General features: G+C 67.3%; 19 protein-coding genes and 1 tRNA gene. 10 read left to right on the forward strand and 10 right to left on the reverse strand.

Annotated elements, in window-relative coordinates:
- From C8261_RS07115 to C8261_RS07140, 6 genes are all read right to left on the reverse strand, one after another.
- Window positions 1-281, reverse strand: a 281-nt coding sequence (locus C8261_RS07115; RefSeq protein ID WP_146161657.1) for a hypothetical protein, incomplete at its 3' end; no start/stop codon positions are given.
- 359 nt (window positions 282-640) lie between these two features.
- Complete coding sequence (locus tag C8261_RS07120; RefSeq protein WP_107492985.1) at window positions 641-895, reverse strand: YfhL family 4Fe-4S dicluster ferredoxin; 255 nt, start codon at window positions 893-895, stop codon at window positions 641-643.
- A 14-nt stretch (window positions 896-909) separates the two neighbouring features.
- Window positions 910-1,401: a pantetheine-phosphate adenylyltransferase gene (gene coaD / locus C8261_RS07125; RefSeq protein WP_107492986.1), complete on the reverse strand. Its 492-nt coding sequence runs from the start codon at window positions 1,399-1,401 to the stop codon at window positions 910-912.
- On the reverse strand, window positions 1,398-1,937 hold the full coding sequence (gene rsmD, locus C8261_RS07130; RefSeq protein ID WP_107492987.1) for a 16S rRNA (guanine(966)-N(2))-methyltransferase RsmD: 540 nt from the start codon (window positions 1,935-1,937) through the stop codon (window positions 1,398-1,400). The genes coaD and rsmD overlap by 4 nt, the downstream gene beginning before the upstream one ends.
- Window positions 1,934-3,271, reverse strand: a complete 1,338-nt coding sequence (locus tag C8261_RS07135) for a M16 family metallopeptidase (RefSeq protein ID WP_107492988.1) — start codon at window positions 3,269-3,271, stop codon at window positions 1,934-1,936. Before C8261_RS07135 ends, rsmD begins: the two co-directional genes overlap by 4 nt.
- Before the next feature lie 15 nt (window positions 3,272-3,286).
- On the reverse strand, window positions 3,287-4,648 hold the full coding sequence (locus C8261_RS07140; RefSeq protein ID WP_107493252.1) for a M16 family metallopeptidase: 1,362 nt from the start codon (window positions 4,646-4,648) through the stop codon (window positions 3,287-3,289).
- 141 nt (window positions 4,649-4,789) lie between these two features.
- Between C8261_RS07140 and ftsY the strand changes: the two genes are divergently transcribed.
- Genes ftsY through ftsX form a run of 3 tightly spaced genes read left to right on the forward strand, consistent with a single transcriptional unit; the run spans window position 4,790 to window position 7,373 of the window.
- Window positions 4,790-5,812 carry a signal recognition particle-docking protein FtsY gene (ftsY, locus tag C8261_RS07145; protein ID WP_107492989.1) on the forward strand — a complete coding sequence of 341 codons (1,023 nt, stop codon included), beginning with the start codon at window positions 4,790-4,792 and terminating at the stop codon, window positions 5,810-5,812.
- Window positions 5,809-6,471, forward strand: coding sequence for a cell division ATP-binding protein FtsE (locus tag C8261_RS07150; RefSeq protein WP_107492990.1), 663 nt, complete (start codon window positions 5,809-5,811; stop codon window positions 6,469-6,471). Before ftsY ends, C8261_RS07150 begins: the two co-directional genes overlap by 4 nt.
- Entirely contained in the window at window positions 6,468-7,373 is a 906-nt protein-coding gene (gene ftsX, locus C8261_RS07155; RefSeq protein ID WP_107492991.1) for a permease-like cell division protein FtsX, read from the forward strand. The genes C8261_RS07150 and ftsX overlap by 4 nt, the downstream gene beginning before the upstream one ends.
- On the opposite strand, the gene C8261_RS07160 is transcribed toward ftsX, so the two are convergent.
- The gene (locus tag C8261_RS07160) at window positions 7,374-8,180 is read right to left on the reverse strand and encodes an ion transporter (RefSeq protein WP_107492992.1); all 807 of its coding nucleotides are present in this window, start codon (window positions 8,178-8,180) and stop codon (window positions 7,374-7,376) included.
- 196 nt (window positions 8,181-8,376) lie between these two features.
- Here C8261_RS07160 and ahpC point away from each other — a divergent pair, with 196 nt between their 5' ends.
- From ahpC to C8261_RS07180, 4 genes are all read left to right on the forward strand, one after another.
- Window positions 8,377-8,943, forward strand: coding sequence for an alkyl hydroperoxide reductase subunit C (gene ahpC / locus C8261_RS07165; RefSeq protein ID WP_107492993.1), 567 nt, complete (start codon window positions 8,377-8,379; stop codon window positions 8,941-8,943).
- Between the two features lie 120 nt (window positions 8,944-9,063).
- Window positions 9,064-10,617: an alkyl hydroperoxide reductase subunit F gene (gene ahpF, locus C8261_RS07170; RefSeq protein WP_107492994.1), complete on the forward strand. Its 1,554-nt coding sequence runs from the start codon at window positions 9,064-9,066 to the stop codon at window positions 10,615-10,617.
- A 73-nt stretch (window positions 10,618-10,690) separates the two neighbouring features.
- Window positions 10,691-11,044, forward strand: a complete 354-nt coding sequence (locus C8261_RS07175) for a hypothetical protein (RefSeq protein WP_107492995.1) — start codon at window positions 10,691-10,693, stop codon at window positions 11,042-11,044.
- A 59-nt stretch (window positions 11,045-11,103) separates the two neighbouring features.
- Window positions 11,104-12,972 (forward strand): ABC transporter ATP-binding protein, encoded by a 1,869-nt coding sequence (locus C8261_RS07180; protein ID WP_181358877.1) that lies wholly within the window; start codon window positions 11,104-11,106, stop codon window positions 12,970-12,972.
- A gap of 13 nt (window positions 12,973-12,985) precedes the next feature.
- Here C8261_RS07180 and C8261_RS07185 read toward each other — a convergent pair whose 3' ends face one another.
- The 3 genes from C8261_RS07185 to C8261_RS07195 all read right to left on the reverse strand — a co-directional run bounded on the left by C8261_RS07185 (window position 12,986) and on the right by C8261_RS07195 (window position 14,287).
- Window positions 12,986-13,381, reverse strand: a complete 396-nt coding sequence (locus C8261_RS07185) for a ribbon-helix-helix domain-containing protein (RefSeq protein ID WP_107492997.1) — start codon at window positions 13,379-13,381, stop codon at window positions 12,986-12,988.
- Between the two features lie 93 nt (window positions 13,382-13,474).
- On the reverse strand, window positions 13,475-14,053 hold the full coding sequence (locus tag C8261_RS07190; protein WP_107492998.1) for a DJ-1/PfpI family protein: 579 nt from the start codon (window positions 14,051-14,053) through the stop codon (window positions 13,475-13,477).
- Window positions 14,054-14,210: 157 nt separating this feature from the next.
- Window positions 14,211-14,287, reverse strand: a tRNA-Met gene (locus C8261_RS07195).
- Window positions 14,288-14,341: 54 nt separating this feature from the next.
- Here C8261_RS07195 and miaB point away from each other — a divergent pair.
- Genes miaB through ybeY form a run of 3 tightly spaced genes read left to right on the forward strand, consistent with a single transcriptional unit; the run spans window position 14,342 to window position 17,417 of the window.
- The gene (miaB, locus tag C8261_RS07200) at window positions 14,342-15,694 is read left to right on the forward strand and encodes a tRNA (N6-isopentenyl adenosine(37)-C2)-methylthiotransferase MiaB (protein WP_107492999.1); all 1,353 of its coding nucleotides are present in this window, start codon (window positions 14,342-14,344) and stop codon (window positions 15,692-15,694) included.
- A complete protein-coding gene (locus tag C8261_RS07205; RefSeq protein ID WP_107493000.1) occupies window positions 15,695-16,699 on the forward strand; it encodes a PhoH family protein in 1,005 nt (334 codons plus the stop codon).
- Complete coding sequence (gene ybeY / locus C8261_RS07210; protein ID WP_235864865.1) at window positions 16,683-17,417, forward strand: rRNA maturation RNase YbeY; 735 nt, start codon at window positions 16,683-16,685, stop codon at window positions 17,415-17,417. The genes C8261_RS07205 and ybeY overlap by 17 nt, the downstream gene beginning before the upstream one ends.
- Window positions 17,418-17,499: the final 82 nt, after the last annotated feature.

Raw genomic sequence — 17,499 nt, forward strand, 5'->3', positions numbered from 1 at the left:
TAGCGCGCGAAGCCGCCGTCGGCGTCCAGGCGCCAGGCTTCGCGCACCAGGGCGCTGCGCCGGCTGCGCTGGCCGTCGGCCTGCGCGGTCCACAGCACGGCGCGGGCGCCGAGAAAGGACTTGAGGGGAATGAAGGCGTCCGGCGAGAGGACGTCGACGACCAGCTCCATGCCCTCGTCGAGGGCTTCCACCCCCCACCACGCTTCGACCAGCACGGTGGCCTGCGGCGCCGACAGTTCCAGTTCGTAGAGGCGGCTGGAAGCGGTAAACAGGGAATGCATGGGCGGCGGGAGGGGCAGGATAATGTCAAGTGAGTGAAATCATAATGCAGGATATGAAGATGTCAAAGTGCGCGGGCAATAACGGCACTGCCTCCTGTTGCGAACACGTCGCGGCGCAAAGCCTGAGGGCACCTTGCTGAGCTGAGCGTTTCCCTCGGGCGCTCTCAAGAAGCAGCGTTCGATTGTCATGGCCCGGAAGGTCCCACTTCCGTTCAAGCCTGTCGAAGGGCGATTTGGCAGTGCTGACAATCGGGCTTCGACTGGGCTCAGCCCGAACGGTGGGGAGTGAATCAGTGCTTCCCCAGGAATGCAGAAGGGCGAGCCCACGGGCTCGCCCTTCTGCATCTGGCGGGACTGGATCAGCCTTCGCCGCCGGTGAGGCGGACGAACTTCTCCATCAGCTGTTCGCGGGTTTCCTGGTGATCGGGATTCAGCGGGATACAGTCAACCGGGCAGACCTGCTGGCACTGGGGTTCGTCGAAGTGACCGACGCACTCGGTGCACTTGTCGGGGTCGATCTCGTAGATTTCGTCCCCCTGATAGATTGCGCCGTTGGGGCACTCAGGTTCGCAGACATCACAGTTGATGCACTCGTCGGTGATCATCAAGGCCATTTCGTACTACCTCTCTATTGCAGTGGGTTTACCTTCTGGCGCAGCCGTGCGTTGACCGCGGGCTGCACAAACTTGCTGACATCGCCCCCCAACCTGGCGATCTCGCGCACCATGGTGGCGGAGATGAACATGTACTCGTCCGCAGGCGTGAGGAAGACCGTCTCCACGTCCGGGAAGAGCTTGCGGTTCATGCCCGCCATCTGGAACTCATACTCGAAGTCCGACACCGCGCGCAGACCGCGCAGGATCAGCCGGGCCTTCTGCGCACGCAGGAAGTCCATCAGCAGACCGTCGAACCCCACGACCGTGACGTTGGGAAACTGCGCCAGTACCTCGCTGGCCAGTTCCACCCGTTCTTCAAGGGTGAAGATCGGCGCCTTGCCGGCGCTCTGAGCCACCGCCACGATCACCTGGTCGAACAGCAAGGCCGCTCGCCGGACCAGGTCTTCGTGTCCGCGCGTGAGCGGATCGAAGGTGCCCGGATAGACCACCTTGCCGTCCCTCATTCCTGCCTCCCTTGCAAGAGATGAAAATGCACCTGTCCGGCCTTGCCGTGCTTGACCACGGACCAGCCGCCGAGCTTGGTCACCGGTGCTTCGGACTCGGCGTAGAGCCATCCGCCCGGCTTCAGCACCCCGGCCAGCAGGGGTGCAATGCGCTCCAGCCAGCCCTGGTTGTAGGGCGGGTCGAGGAACACGATGTCGAACTTGCGTGAAGCAGACTGGAGGAATTTTACCGCATCGCCGCGAACCAACTCCACCTGTGTGGCAGCAAGGTCTTTCGCCGCCTGCTGGAGGGTGGCGAAGGCGCGCGGGTCGCGCTCGACCAGGGTGACGTGGCGGGCGCCGCGCGAGGCCGCCTCGAAGCCGAGGATGCCGCTGCCGGCAAAGAGATCGAGGCAGTCGAGACCGTCGAGTTCCTGGCCCAGCCAGTTGAACAGGGTTTCGCGCACGCGGTCGGGGGTCGGACGGAGGCCGCTTGCTGCGGTGACCGTCAGCAGGCGCGAGCGCCACTGCCCGCCGACGATGCGCACACGGCTCAAGGGCGTGCCTCGTCGCCGTCGCCGCCGGCCACCACGGTGATCAGGTGTTCGCTGCGCACGCGGCGGGCGAAGGCGTCGCGCACCGCCTCGGCGCTGACCGCGGCGACATGGCCGGGGTAGGTGTCGAGCCAGTCGAGGGGCAGGCCGTAGAAGCCGATCATCGCCACGTGGTCGAGGATCTTGCGGTTGGAGTCGAGGCGCAGGCCGAAGCCGTTGATGATGTTGGCGCGGGCGGCCTCCATCTCCTCCTCGCTGGGGCCGTCTGCAATGAAGGCGGCGAGGGTGTCGTTGACCACCGCCAGGGCGTCTTCCACCTGGCCGCCGCGCGTCTGCAGGCCGATCTGGAAGGGGCCGGCGACCGCGCGCGGGGCAAAGTAGCTGAACACGCTGTAGGCAAAGCCGCGTTTCTCGCGCACCTCGCGGGTCAGGCGGGAGACGAAGCCGCCGCCGCCGAGGACGTAGTTGCCCACCAGCAGCGGGTAGTAGTCGGGGTCTTCGCGGCTCATCCCAGGCAGGCCGATGGCGACGTGGGCCTGCGCCGAGGGGTGGGCGATGCGCAGCGTCTGCCGCGCCGGCTGGACGGGCTGGGGCAGGGCGCTGGCAGGTTCGCCGGCGGGCAGCGCGGCAAGCAGGCGGGTGGCGATGTCCGCGGCCTGCGCACGGTCGACGTCGCCGACGATGGTTACTGTGGCGCGTGCGGCGGTGTAGTGGCGGCGGTGAAAGTCCGCCAGCTCGTCGCGGGTGATCGCCGCGAGGCTCTCCGGCGTGCCCTGCAGGCCATAGGGGTGGTCGCCGAACACCGCCGCGGTGAAGGCGCGTGCGGCGAGCACGTCGGGGCGGGTGAGGGCTTCGCGCAGGCCGGCGATGGCGCGTTCGCGCTCGCGTTCGAGCACTGCCGCGGGGAAGGCCGGACGGGCCAGCAGGGTGGCGGCCAGACCGACCGCGGCGTCGAGCTCCGCTGCCGATGACAGGCTGCGCAGCGCCAGGCTGGCGCGGTCGTCGTCGGTGCCGCCGCCGAACTGCGCGCCGAGGTCGGCGATGCGGTCGGCCACGGCCTGCTCGTCGAGCTCGGCGGTACCGGCGTCGAGCAGGCTGCGGGTGAAGCCGGCGAGGCCGGCGCGCGCGGGTGGGTCATAGGCGCCGCCGGCAGCGAAGTCGATCTGGATGTCGACCATCGGCAGGGCGCGGCTTTCGACGAAGAACACGCGCGCGCCACTGCCGTTCTGCCAGTGCTGGATGTCGATGCCGGCGTGCGCGGGGGCGCTGGCGACGGCCATGGCGGCCGCGGCGCACAGCAGCGGGCGGGTGAGGGTGTGGATCAGGTTCGTGGTCATGGCGGGGCGGCAGCTTCAGTGGCGAAGGCCCGGCAGCGCGCGCTGCGGGCGTTGTTCCATGGGCAGGGGGCGCAGGCGCGCGGTGCTCTGCGTGCGTGCGCTGAAGACGCGCCGGGCAACCTCCTGCACTTCCTCGGCGGTGACGCTGCGCAGGCCTTCGAGCAGGGTCTCGTCGTCGCGCCAGGACAGTCCTGCGGCTTCGAGGAAACCGATTTCCATGGCCTGGCCCATCAGCGAATCGCGCTTGTATACCTGCGCGGCCACCGCCTGCGCCTTGACGCGGCGCAATTCGTCGGCGCTGACCCCGTGTTCGGCGATGCGGGCGATCTCCTCGAGCAGGGCCGCTTCCAGTTCGGCCTTCTGGTGGCCGGGGGCGGGCGCGCCGTCGAGGTAGAACAGCGCCGGGCCGCGTCCGCTGCCGCCGTAACCGGCCGAGGCGCTCACCGCCAGGCGGCGTTCGCGCACCAGCGTGCGCGGCAGGCGGGCGCCGTCGTAGCCGGCGAGGATGGCGGCGAGGACATCGAGGGCGTAGGCCTCGCGGTCGGCGGCGGGGTCGCGCAGCGCCGGGGCGTGCCAGGCCATCGCCACATAGGGCAGTTCCGCCGGCGCTTCCACCATGGTGTGGCGGGGGCCGCGTTGCGCCGGTTCGCTGGCGATGCGCCGCGCCGGCAGTTCGCGCGCGGGGATGGGGCCGTAGTGCTGGCGCGCGAGCTCGAACACCGCCTGGTGGTCGACGTCGCCCACCACCACCAGCCAGGCATTGTTGGGGGCGTACCAGTCACGGTACCAGGCGCGCGCATCGTCTGCCTGCATGGTCTTGAGGTCGGGCATCCAGCCGATTACCGGGCGGCGGTAAGGGTGGGACTGGAAGGCGGTGGCCATCAGCTGTTCGAATACCAGTGCGCGCGGGCGGTCGTCGGTGCGCAGGCGACGCTCCTCCTTGACCACCTCGATCTCGCGGGCGAACTCGTCGTCGGTGATCACCAGGTTCACCATGCGGTCGGCCTCCAGCGCCATCATGGTGCCCAGCTGGCTTGGCGGCACCTGCTGGAAGTAGGCGGTGTAGTCGCGGCTGGTGAAGGCGTTGTCGCGCCCGCCGACGGCGGCGACGCGTTTGTTGAACTCTCCGGGGCCGACCTCGCGGGTGCCCTTGAACATCATGTGCTCGAGGACGTGGGCAACGCCGGAGACGCCGTCGGGTTCGTCCATCGAGCCGGCGCGGTACCACAGCATGTGCACCACCGAGGGCGCGCGCCGGTCCTCCTTGACGATCACCTTGAGGCCGTTGTCGAGCACGGTTTCAAACGGGTTGGCGCTGGCCGCGGCGCTCACCAGGGTGAGCAGCGCACACAGCGAGAGAAGGCGTGGTCGAAACATGGGGATGTCCTGCATCTGATAGAATTCGCGCGGTTGCGCCTGCCCGTGAGGCAGGGCGCTGCGGTCCGGCGACGCATGATAGCCTCATTGACGCACAGGCGCGCGCCGGCCCCCGAAACGCCCCATCTGACCCGAGTGCCCATGTTTGGTTTCCTGAAGAAGTCCGCCCCCTCCGAAAGCGCCACGCCGCAGGCCGATGCCGTTGCGCCCGACGGCGCGGCGCGCCCGTCCTGGGGAGAGCGTCTGAAGGCGGGGCTGTCGCGCACCCGCCAGCAGCTCGGCGGCGGGCTGGCCAGCCTGTTCGGCCGCCGCAGGATCGATGAGGAGCTGCTCGAAGAGCTCGAATCCACCCTGCTGATGGCCGATTGTGGTGTCGATGCCACCACCCACCTGATCGACGAACTGCGCCGGCGCTGGAAGCGCGACAAGCTGGAGACCGCCGACCAGCTCCAGGGCGCGCTCGCCGATGCCCTGCACGAGATCGTCGCGCCGCTGGAGGCGCCGCTGCAGGTCGATGGCCACCATCCCTTCATCATCATGATCGCGGGGGTCAACGGCGCCGGCAAGACTACCTCCATCGGCAAGCTGGCGAAGTATTTCCAGGCTCAGGGCAAGAGCGTGCTGCTCGCTGCCGGCGACACCTTCCGCGCCGCGGCGCGCGAGCAGCTGATGACCTGGGGCGAGCGCAACAACGTCACTGTCATCGCCCAGGATGGCGGCGATGCGGCTGCGGTGATCTTCGATGCCATCAATGCCGCGCGTGCGCGCGGCATTGATGTGGTGCTCGCCGATACCGCCGGACGGCTGCCGACGCAGCTGCACCTGATGGAAGAGATCGCCAAGGTGCGCCGGGTGATCGCCAAGGCGGAACCCAGCGGCCCGCATGAAGCGATCCTCGTGCTCGATGCCAACATCGGCCAGAACGCGCTCGCCCAGGTAAAGGCCTTCGACGCCGCCATCGGTGTCACCGGGCTGGTGCTGACCAAGCTCGACGGCACCGCCAAGGGCGGCGTGGTGGCGGCCATCGCCCGCCAGTGCCCGAAGCCGCTGCGCTTCATCGGCGTCGGCGAAGGCATCGACGACCTGCAGCCCTTCCGCGCCCGCGAGTTCGTCGATGCGCTGTTCGCCACGCCGTCCGGCAGCGCAGGCGACGACAACGCATGATCACTTTCGAGGCCGTCGCCAAGCGCTATGCCGGTGGCTACACCGCCCTGGCCGGCGTCAGCTTCGAGATCCGCCACGGCGAGCTGGTGGTGCTGTCGGGCCACTCCGGGGCCGGCAAGAGCACCTTGCTGAAGCTCATCCCGGTGATCGAGCGGCCCACTGCCGGGCGCGTGCTGATCAACGGCCAGGAAGTTTCGGCGATGGCCCGCCGGGCGATTCCCTACCTGCGCCGCAACATCGGCCTGGTGCTGCAGGAGTCGCGCCTGCTCTACGACCGCAGCGTCTTCGACAACGTCATGCTGCCGCTGGTGATCACCGGCCATCCGCCGCGCGATGCGGCCAAGCGTGTTGCCGCTGCACTCGAACGCGTCGGCCTGGGCGGGCGCGAGCGCGAGATGCCCGCCGGGCTGTCGGGGGGGGAGCAGCAGCGCGTGGCGATCGCCAGGGCGATCGTCAACCGCCCCTCGATCCTCATCGCCGACGAACCGACCGCCCATCTCGATCCGGCCTACGCCCACGACATCGCCGATCTATTCCGCTCCTTCAACAGCGCCGGGGTCACCGTGGTGATCTCCACCCACGACGCCTCGCTGTTCGCCGCCAGCCAGCCGCGCCGGCTGGTGCTGCACAAGGGCCTGCTGGTGGAGGGCGGCGAATGACCAACTGGTTCTACCTGCACTGGCGCGCCTTTGCCCAGGCGTGCTCGCGCCTGCTTGCGCAACCCCTGAGCACGGCACTGTCGGCGCTGGTGGTGGGCATTGCGCTGTCGCTGCCGGCCGGCGGCTACCTGGTCCTCGACAACATCGCCGGGCTTGCCCGCGGGGTTTCCGGGGCGCCCGAGATCAGCGTCTTCATGGCCCCCGAAGCCGCCGCCGCGCAGGTGCGCGCGGTGCGCCAGAAACTCGACGCCGATGTGCGCGTCGCCCGCCACCGTTTCGTGCCCCGCGACGAGGCCCTCGCCCAGCTCGAGCGCGCCGGCCTTGGCGACGTCCTCGGCGGGCTGGCGAGCAACCCGCTGCCCGATGCCTTCATCGTCGTCCCGCTCGGCGAGGATCCCGAACTCTTCGATGCCCTTGCCGGTGAGCTGCGCGCACTGTCCGGGGTGGCGCACGTGCAGCTCGACTCCGAGTGGGTGAAGCGCCTGCACGCCCTGCTCGGGCTGGGCAAGACCGCCGTGCTGGTGCTCGCCGCCCTGCTCGGCGTGGCGCTGGTGATCGTCACCTTCAACACCATCCGCCTGCAGATCCTCACTCAGCGCGCGGAGATCGAAGTCTCCCGCCTGCTTGGCGCCACCGATCTCTTCATCTGCCGCCCGTTCTACTGGTTCGGCTGTCTGCAGGGCCTGCTCGGCGGGCTGGTGGCGCTGGGCACGGTGTGGGCCGTGGTGCAGGCGCTGCGCGCGCCGGTGCAGGGGCTGGCGGAGACCTACGGCACGGTGTTCGTGCTCAGCGGCCCGCAGGCCCCCGAAGCAGCCGCCATCCTCGGCTTTGCCGCGGTGCTGGGCTGGATGGGCAGCGCCATCTCGGTGCGCCGCCACCTCGCCGGCGACCGCCCGGGCTGATCAGCGCGCGCGTCCCCGATCCTCGCCCGGGCCGCCGCGCAGCGCGGCGATCTCGCTGCGCAGGGCGCGCAGCTCGTGCATCAGTTCGTCGTGATCGTCGCTCACCAGGGCGCGGGTCTGATCCTGCTCCTTGTGCTCGACCACGGTCATCGCATCGACGACGATGGCGATGAAGAGGTTGAGCACGGCAAAGGTGGTGAGCAGGATGAAGACGATGAAGAACAGCCAGGCCAGCGGATAGACCTCCATCACCGGGCGCACGATGCCCATCGACCACGATTCCAGGGTCATTACCTGGAAGAGCGTGTAGAAGGACGCGCCGATGCTGCCGAACCACTCCGGGAAGGCTTCGCCGAACAGCTTGGTGCTCATCACCGCGGCGACGTAGAACACCAGCATCAGCAGGGTCAGCACCGAGGTCATGCCGGGGATGGCCTTCAGCAGGGCATTGACCACCTTGCGCATCGACGGCACCACCGACACCAGACGCAAGGCGCGCAGGATGCGCAGCGCGCGCAGCACCGCGACGCCTTCGCCGGTGGGGGCGAGGGTGACGCCGACGACGAGGAAGTCGAAGACGTTCCAGCCGTCGCGGAAGAAGTTCTGCCGGTACACCAGTAGCTTGAGGACGATCTCGATCACGAAGATGCTCAGCGCGATGCGGTCGAGCAGGTAAAGCACGCCGCCGGCTGTGGCCATCGCCGAAGTGGAGGTCTCCAGCCCCAGGGTGACCGCGTTGATGATGATCACGGCGATGATGAAGCGCTGGAATGTGTTTGATTCGACGAGTGATTTGAGTGCTTGCATGATCCTGGCAAAAGCGTGGTGTATATTGAACTGCGACTTCGAGCGGCATACCGTGGGCACGGTTCCGTAGCCGCGGCGAAGTTGTCGCGATTGGAATTGTTAATCGATAGTATCTCTACAATCAATTAGAGCAATATTTTGCCTTGTCGTAAGATTCATCCCATCGAGTTTCCATCAACCCACTGAGGACCAGCAAATGGCGTCTATCATCAATACCGAAGTCAAGCCTTTCAACGCTACCGCTTTCCACAACGGCAAGTTCGTTCCGGTTTCCAGCGAAGACCTCAAGGGCAAGTGGTCCGTGGTGTTCTTCTATCCGGCCGACTTCACCTTCGTGTGCCCGACCGAACTGGGCGACCTGGCCGACAACTACGCTGAATTCCAGAAGCTGGGCGTGGAGATCTACGCCGTGTCCACCGACACCCACTTCACCCACAAGGCCTGGCACGACACCTCCGAGACCATCAAGAAGATCCAGTTCCCGATGATCGGCGACCCCACCGGCGTCATCACCCGCAACTTCGACGTCATGATCGAGGCTGCCGGTCTGGCCGAGCGTGGCACCTTCGTGATCGATCCGGAAGGCAAGATCCAGATCGTCGAGATCAACGCTGGCGGTATCGGCCGCGATGCCCTGGAACTGCTGCGCAAGGTCAAGGCTGCCCAGTACGTCGCCACCCACCCGGGTGAAGTGTGCCCGGCGAAGTGGAAGGAAGGCGACGCCACCCTGGCCCCGTCGCTGGACCTGGTCGGCAAGATCTGATCTATTTGGCATCAGCCGCACTGACATCGCAGCGGGCGCCTGGCGTCCGCCGCGATGTGCAGACCCAGCCGGCACTGCCGGCTGTTTTTTTGCCTGAATAACCACGACGGGACCCATGTCATGCTCGACGCCAACATCAAGACCCAACTGAAAGCCTATCTGGAGAAAGTCACTCAGCCGCTCGAGATCACGGCCTCGCTGGATGACAGTGACAAGTCTCGGGAAATGCTGGCGATGCTCGAAGACATCGCCGAGCAGTCCAGCAAGATCACCCTCATCGAGCGCCGCGATGACGACGAGCGCAAGCCCTCCTTCCGCATCAACCGCAAGGGCGCCGACGTCGGCGTGCATTTTGCCGGCCTGCCGATGGGGCACGAATTCACCTCGCTGATCCTCGCCCTGCTGCAGGTCGGCGGCCACCCGCCGAAGGTCGATGCCGAGACCATCGAGCAGATCCGCAACCTCGACGGCGAGTTCGTCTTCGAGACCTATGTCTCGCTGTCCTGCCACAACTGCCCGGACGTGGTGCAGGCCCTCAACCTGATGGCGGCGCTCAATCCGCGCGTGCGGCACACCATGGTGGACGGCGCGCTCTTTCAGGGCGAAGTCGAGGCGCGCAAGATCATGGCCGTGCCGACGGTCTTCCTCAACGGCGAAGAGTTCGGCCAGGGGCGCATGGAACTGGCGGAAATTCTCGCCAAGGTCGACACCGGCGCGGTCAGGCGCGCGGCCGAGAAGATCGCCGCCAAGGATAGCTTCGACGTGCTCGTCGTCGGCGGCGGGCCGGCCGGCGCCGCGGCGGCGATTTACGCTGCGCGCAAGGGCATCCGCACCGGCGTGCTTGCCGAACGCTTCGGTGGCCAGGTGATGGACACGCTGGCGATCGAGAACTTCATCTCGGTGAAGGAGACCGAAGGGCCCAAGCTCGCCATGGCGCTCGAAGAACACGTCAAGCAGTACGAGGTGGATGTGATGAACCTGCAGCGCGCGGTGAAGCTGGTGCCGGGCGAACTGCATGAAGTGCAGCTGGAGAACGGCGCCGCGCTGCGCGCCAAGACCGTCATCCTGGCCACCGGCGCACGCTGGCGCGAGATGAACGTGCCGGGCGAGAAGGAATTCCGCGGCAAGGGCGTGGCCTACTGCCCGCACTGCGACGGCCCGCTGTTCAAGGGCAAGCGCGTTGCGGTGATCGGCGGTGGCAACTCCGGCATCGAGGCGGCCATCGATCTGGCCGGCATCGTCGCCCACGTCACCGTGCTGGAATTTGCCGATACCCTGCGCGCCGACGCCGTGCTGCAGAAGAAGCTCGCCAGCCTGCCCAATGTGACGCTGATCAAGAACGCCCAGACCACCGAGGTGACCGGCGGCGAGAAGGTCAACGGCCTGCTCTACAAGGACCGCGTCAGCGGCGAGGAAAAGCGCATCGAGCTCGAAGGCATCTTCGTGCAGATCGGCCTGCTGCCCAACACCGATTTCCTCAAGGGTACGGTGGAGCTGTCGCGCTTCGGCGAGATCATCGTCGATGCCAAGGGTCAGACCAACGTCCCCGGCGTGTTTGCTGCCGGTGACTGCACCACGGTGCCCTACAAGCAGATCATCATTGCCATGGGCGAAGGGGCCAAGGCCTCGCTGTCGGCCTTCGATCACCTGATCCGCAGCAGCGCGCCCGCCTGAGTGGCGCCTGCCCGCACGCAACACGGCCCGCGGCGTCATCGCCTGCGGGCCGTGCTGTTTTATACTGCGCCAGATGATCCACGTCGCCGTGCGTCCGTTTGCCTTGCTGGCAGCCCTCGTCCTTGCCCTGGGCGGATGTGCCATCGGTGAGGCGCCGGAAGACGTCGCCCTCGCCGAACTGGCCGCCCAGCCCGCCCTCTACGACGGCCGTGTGCTGCGTCTGCGCGGACTCGTGCGCAGTTTCGATGCCCCGCGCCACTACTGGCTGGAGGACGAGTACGTGAACCGGGTGGGCCTGCACCCGGCCGAACTCATTGCCCCCCACCTCGACCGCCGCATTGCGGTCGTCGGGCGCTACAGCTTTTCCCGCGAGCGCGGCCGTCAGCTGCAGATCATCCGCATCGAAGCCTACGATCCGCCGCGCTGAGCGCGCGGCGCTCAATGTTCCTGCCGCCCTGGCGGCACTCATCGCACTGGAGTTGCACCGTGTTCCGCTGGTTCGAAGACCGCGTCGATCCGTATCCCGAGGGGGCGCCGCAAGCGCCCCCGCGTGGTTTCTTCGCCTTCCTGTGGGCGGGTACCGAGGGCATGCGCCCCTTCATCGCCGGCATGACCCTGCTCACCGCCACCATCGGCGTCTTCGAGGCGCTGCTGTTCGCCATGCTCGGGCGGGTGGTGGACTGGCTCGGTGCGGCCGACCCGGCGACGCTGTGGAGCGCGCACGGTGGCAAGCTGCTGCTGCTGTCGGCCATCATCCTCGGCAGCATCGCGCTGGTGGCGCTGCAGACCATGCTCAAGCACCAGGCGCTGGCGGGCAACTTCCCGATGCGCCTGCGCTGGAACTACCACCGCCTGCTGCTCAGCCAGAGCATGAGCTTCTTCCAGGACGAGTTCGCCGGGCGGGTCTCCGCCAAGGTCATGCAGACCGCGCTGGCAGTGCGCGACACCTGCCTGATCATGACCGACATCCTGGTGTTCGTGATCATCTACTTCATCACCATGGTGGTGGTGGTTGGCGGCTTCGACCTCTGGCTGCTGCTGCCCTTCCTCGGCTGGCTGGCGCTCTACGTTGCCGCGCTGCGCTGGTTCGTGCCGCGCCTGTCGAAGATCTCGCGTGCCCAGGCCGATGCGCGCGCGCTGATGGTCGGGCGCATCACCGATGCCTATACCAATATCGCCACGGTGAAGCTGTTCTCCCACGCCGGTCGCGAGGCCGGCTACGCGCGCTCGGCGATGAAGGAGTTCATGCACACCGTACACGGGCAGATGCGCCTGGTTAGCGGCATCGAGATCGTCAACCACACCCTCTCCATGCTGCTCATCCTGTCCACCGCCGGCGTCACCCTGTGGCTGTGGACGCGCGGCGAGGTGGGGGTGGGCGCGATGGCCGCCGCCACCGCGATGGCGCTGCGCCTCAACGGCATGTCGCACTGGGTGATGTGGGAGATGGCCTCGCTGTTCGAGAATGTCGGTACCGTGCAGGACGGCATCAACACCCTGTCGCGTCCGCACGCGGTGGTCGACCGGCCGGATGCCCGGCCGCTGCAGGTGAGCCGCGGCGAAGTGAGCTTCGAAGGGGTCGATTTTGCCTATGGCGCCACCGGCGAAGAGGCGCGGCGGGTGATCAAGGACTTCTCGCTGGTCATCCGCCCGGGCGAGAAGATCGGCCTGGTCGGGCGTTCAGGTGCCGGCAAGTCCACCTTGGTGAACCTGCTGCTGCGCTTTCACGACCTGGAGGGTGGGCGCATCCTGGTGGATGGCCAGGACATCGCCGGCGTCACCCAGGAAAGTCTGCGCGCGGCCATCGGCATGGTCACCCAGGACACCTCGCTGCTGCACCGCTCGGTGCGCGACAACATCCTCTACGGCCGCCCGGATGCCCGCGACGAAGAGATGATCGCCGCCGCACACCGCGCCGAGGCCCACGACTTCATCCAGACCCTCACCGACCCCAAGGGTCGCCAGGGCTACGATGCGCATGTCGGCGAGCGCGGCGTGAAGCTCTCCGGCGGCCAGCGTCAGCGCATCGCCATCGCCCGGGTGATGCTCAAGGACGCGCCCATCCTGCTGCTCGACGAAGCCACCAGTGCGCTCGATTCGGAAGTCGAGGCCGCCATCCAGGCCAGCCTGTACCGCCTGATGGAAGGCAAGACGGTGGTGGCCATTGCCCACCGTCTGTCCACCATCGCGGCGATGGACCGTCTGATCGTCATGGATGGCGGGCGCATCGTCGAAGAGGGCGACCACCGCAGCCTGCTCGCGCGCGGCGGCCTCTACGCCCGGCTGTGGGCGCACCAGAGCGGCGGCTTCCTCGGTGACGAACTGGACGAGGACGAGGCTGCCGCGCTCGCCTGAGGATGTGCGGGGTTTACGCGCTCGCCCGGCGCCGTTCGCCGGCGCGCAGCACGGCCGGGCGCCAGCCGCGTTCACCGGCCAGCACCGCGTGCGCATTCAGCGAGCGGATCGGCACCCCGGCATCGGCGGGGATCAGCCCGGCGAGCTGCAGCTGCAGGTAGCGGGTGCAGGTTACCCGCAGGAAGGAAGTGAAGTTGGCGCGGTTACCCAGCGCGCCCGCTGCGTCGAGCTCGTCGTGCAGGCGGGCGACCAGTTGCGGCACGCTGAGACCGTCGCGCTGGCCGATCTCCTCCAGTGCCTGCCAATACACGTTTTCCAGGCGCAGGCTGGTGGCCACGCCATGCAGGCGGATCGAGCGCGCACGCGAGGTGTAGAGCTCCGGGTCGGCGGAGGTGAAGATCTGGCACATGGCGGGGTCCGGCAGGTGGCGACCATTCGATTGTAGACAGCCCGCCGCCGGCCTGCCGCGTTCAATGCACGGCAAGCCGGCGGGGTGCGGCGCTCAGTGGCTGATGCGTGTGCCCAGCACCGCGAGGAACTGCGCGATCCACGCCGGATGCGCCGGCCAGGCCGGCGCGGTGACCAGCTTGCCGTCGGTGACCGCCTGGTCGATGGGGATGTCGGCGTAGGTGCCGCCGGCCAGCTCCACCTCGGCGCGGCAGGCCGGATAGGCCGAGCAGCGCTTGCCTTCCAGTAAGCGCGCACCGGCCAGCAGCTGCGCGCCATGGCAGATCGCCGCCACCGGTTTGTCGGCGCTGAAGAAGTGACGCACCATGTTCACCACCGCGTCGTTCATGCGCAGGTACTCCGGCCCGCGTCCGCCCGGAATCACCAGGGCGTCGTAGGTGGCCGGGTCGATCTCGGCAAAACTCGCATTGAGGCTGAAGTTGTGCCCACGCTTCTCGCTGTAGGTCTGGTCGCCCTCGAAATCGTGGATCGCCGTGGCGATCGTTTCGCCGGCCTTCTTGCCCGGGCACACCGCATGCACCGCATGGCCCACCGCCAGCAGTGCCTGGAAAGGCACCATGGTTTCGTAGTCTTCGCAGAAATCACCGCAGATCATCAGGATCTTCTTGCCCATCGTCGTCTCCTCGTTGTGTGCGGGCGACGCAATGGACGCGCGCCGCCGCTGCAGGGCAGTGTGCGCGTGTGACCGCGGTGGCGGGTGGTAAAGGAGTACCGCGGCGGGAGAAAATGAAAACGCCGCTGTCGGAAGACAGCGGCGTCTGGGTGTTCGATGGTGGTGATGGGCGGAATCGAACCGCCGACCTATGGGTTATGAATCCATCGCTCTAACCGTCTGAGCTACATCACCAACAAGCCTGCTAATATAACGGCTCATGATTTACCGCGTCAACAGCGAGCGCAGATGAAGAAGCTTTACATCCGCACCTTCGGGTGCCAGATGAACGAGTACGACTCCGACAAGATGGCGGATGTGCTCGGTGTGGCCGAAGGGCTGGAGAAGACCGACAACCCGGAAGAGGCGGATGTGATCCTCTTCAACACCTGTTCGGTGCGCGAGAAGGCGCAGGAAAAGGTGTTCCACGACCTCGGGCGCGTGAAGCACCTGAAGCAGTCCAGGCCGGGACTGATCATCGGCGTGGGCGGCTGCGTTGCGAGCCAGGAGGGCGAGGCCATCGTCGCGCGCGCGCCCTATGTGGACGTGGTGTTCGGCCCGCAGACCCTGCACCGCCTGCCCAAGCTGATCGAGGCGCGGCGTGCTTCCGGGCGCTCGCAGGTGGATATCTCCTTCCCGGAGATCGAGAAGTTCGACGCCATGCCGCCGGCGCGGGTGGAAGGGGCGAGCGCCTTCGTGTCGATCATGGAAGGCTGTTCCAAGTACTGCACCTTCTGCGTGGTGCCCTATACCCGCGGCGAGGAAGTCTCGCGCCCGCTGGACGACATCCTCGCCGAGGTGGCCGGGCTGGCGGCACAGGGGGTCAGGGAAGTGACCCTGCTGGGGCAGAACGTCAATGCCTGGCGCGGCGTGTTGTCGCGCGAAGCGGGCGAGGAAACCGGCGACTTCGGCTTCCTGCTCGAATGCGTGGCGGAGATCCCCGGCATCGAGCGCCTGCGTTACACCACCTCGCATCCGCGCGAGATGACGCCACGGGTGTTCGAGGCCTACGAGAAGATCCCCAAGCTGGTTTCCCACCTGCACCTGCCGGTGCAGTCGGGCTCCGACCGCGTGCTGGCGGCGATGAAGCGCGGCTACTCGGTGCTGGAGTTCAAGTCGGTGGTGCGCAAGCTGCGCGCGGCACGCCCCGATCTGTCCTTGTCCTCGGACTTCATCGTCGGCTTTCCGGGCGAAACCGAGGAGGACTTCGAGAAGACCCTGAAGCTGGTGGAGGAGCTCAACTTCGACACCTCGTTCAGCTTCGTCTATAGCGCGCGACCCGGCACCCCGGCGGCCGATCTGGAAGACCCGGTGCCGCAGGAGACCAAGCTGCGCTGGCTGGCACGTCTGCAGAAGCAGCTCGACAGCCAGGCGCAGGCGATCAGCGCGGCGATGGTCGGCAGCGTGCAGCGCATCCTGGTCGAGGGGCCGTCGAAGAAAGACCCCGACGAATTTGCCGGGCGCACGGAGAACAACCGCGTGGTGAACTTTCCTGCGCTCTCGCCGAATCGCGACCGCCTGATCGGCCAGTTCGTCGATGTCACCATCACCGCCGCGCTGCCGCACAGCCTGCGCGGCGAGATCCTGGTACGGGAATCCTGAATGACGCAGACCACCGAAGTGGTGCTGGAGCCGGTCGATAACGAGCGCCTGGCCAACCTGTGCGGCGCGCTCGACGAGAACCTGCGCCAGATCGAACGGGCGCTGGACGTGGGCATCGCCCGTCGTGGCGAGTGTTTCACGGTGAGTGGCGAGGATGCTGCGCGGCTGCGTGCGGTGGAGGCGCTGGAGCATTTCTATGCCCGCGCCGACGATCACCTGTCGGTGGATGACCTGCAGCTGGCGCTGATCGAGATCGTCGCCCGCGGCCAGGCGCCGGAGGCCGGCTGCAGCGCCGCGCCGGTGCTGCTCACCCGCAAGCACGAGCTGCACGGGCGCACGCCGCGCCAGGTGGAGTACCTGTGCAACATCCAGGACCACGACATCACCTTCGGCATCGGCCCGGCAGGTACCGGCAAGACCTATCTGGCGGTGGCCAGCGCAGTGGATGCCTTCGAGCGCGAGAAGGTCGAGCGCATCATCCTCACCCGTCCCGCGGTCGAGGCCGGCGAGCGCCTGGGTTTCCTGCCCGGCGATCTGGCGCAGAAGGTCGACCCCTATCTGCGCCCGCTGTATGACGCCTTGTACGACCTGATGGGCTTCGATCGCGCAGGCAAGCTCTTCGAACGCGGCGCCATCGAGGTGGCGCCGCTGGCCTTCATGCGCGGGCGTACCCTCAATCACGCCTTCATCATCCTCGACGAGGCGCAGAACACCACGCCCGAGCAGATGAAGATGTTCCTCACCCGCATCGGTTTCGGCGCCAAGGCGGTGGTCACCGGCGATCCCTCGCAGGTCGATCTGCCCCGCGGCGCGAAGAGTGGCCTGCTGGAGGCGCGTGAGGTGCTGGCAAAGGTGCGCGGCATCGCCTTTACTGAATTCCACAAGGAAGACGTCGTGCGTCACCCGCTGGTGATGCGCATCGTCGAGGCCTATGACAACCAGGCCGCGCGCGAGGCGCGCGCGCGCCGCAAGGAAGAGGACGCCGGCGATGGCCGCGAAGCCTGAATACCCCAGGGTCGTCGCTCTCGGCGCCGACGGCAAGCGCACCCGCATCGCTGCCGAGCGCATCGAGATCGATTTCGGCCGCGGCCGCCGCATGGTGCTCGACTTTCCCCACATGGCCTGGGGTGATGTCGATGTCGAGGCCATCTCCGACGAGGGCACGCCCGTCATCAGCGTGCAACCGAGCGCGTGCAATCTGCTCACCCTGCGCGTCGACGTGCACCACGACATGCAGCCGCTGGCGCTTGGCGAACTTCCCGCGGCACCGCTCGAACCCCATCTGGCACTGACCGTGCAGAAGGCCCTCGACGATGCCGACAAGGCGCAGGCGCCCAAGAAGCACCGCTTCCGGCGCTGGGCGCAGGCGGCGCTGCGCCGTGATGCGGAGGTCACCATCCGGCTGGTGGGCGAGGCCGAGGGGCGGGCGCTGAACCGCGACTACCGCGGCAAGGACTACGCCACCAACGTCCTCACCTTCGTCTATGGCGAGGACGGCGGCGATGCCCCGCTGGCGGGCGATCTGGTGCTTTGCGTCCCCGTGGTGGTGCGCGAAGCTGCTGCGCAGGGCAAGGACCTGGAGGCGCACTACGCCCACCTGGTGGTGCATGGTATGCTGCATCTGCAGGGTTTTGATCATGAAGACGAGGCCGAAGCGGCCATCATGGAAGCGCTGGAAACGGAGATCCTGGCCGCTCTCGGCCATGCCGACCCCTATGCCTGAGGGGGCGGTGCCCGCGTGAGGCGTCAGGGGTGAACAGGGCAGCACGATTCGTGCTTGACGCTGTGCACCCCTGACTCCTTAC

It is taken from the genome of Pseudothauera lacus (genome assembly GCF_003034845.1).
GTDB classification, from domain to species: domain Bacteria; phylum Pseudomonadota; class Gammaproteobacteria; order Burkholderiales; family Rhodocyclaceae; genus Pseudothauera; species Pseudothauera lacus.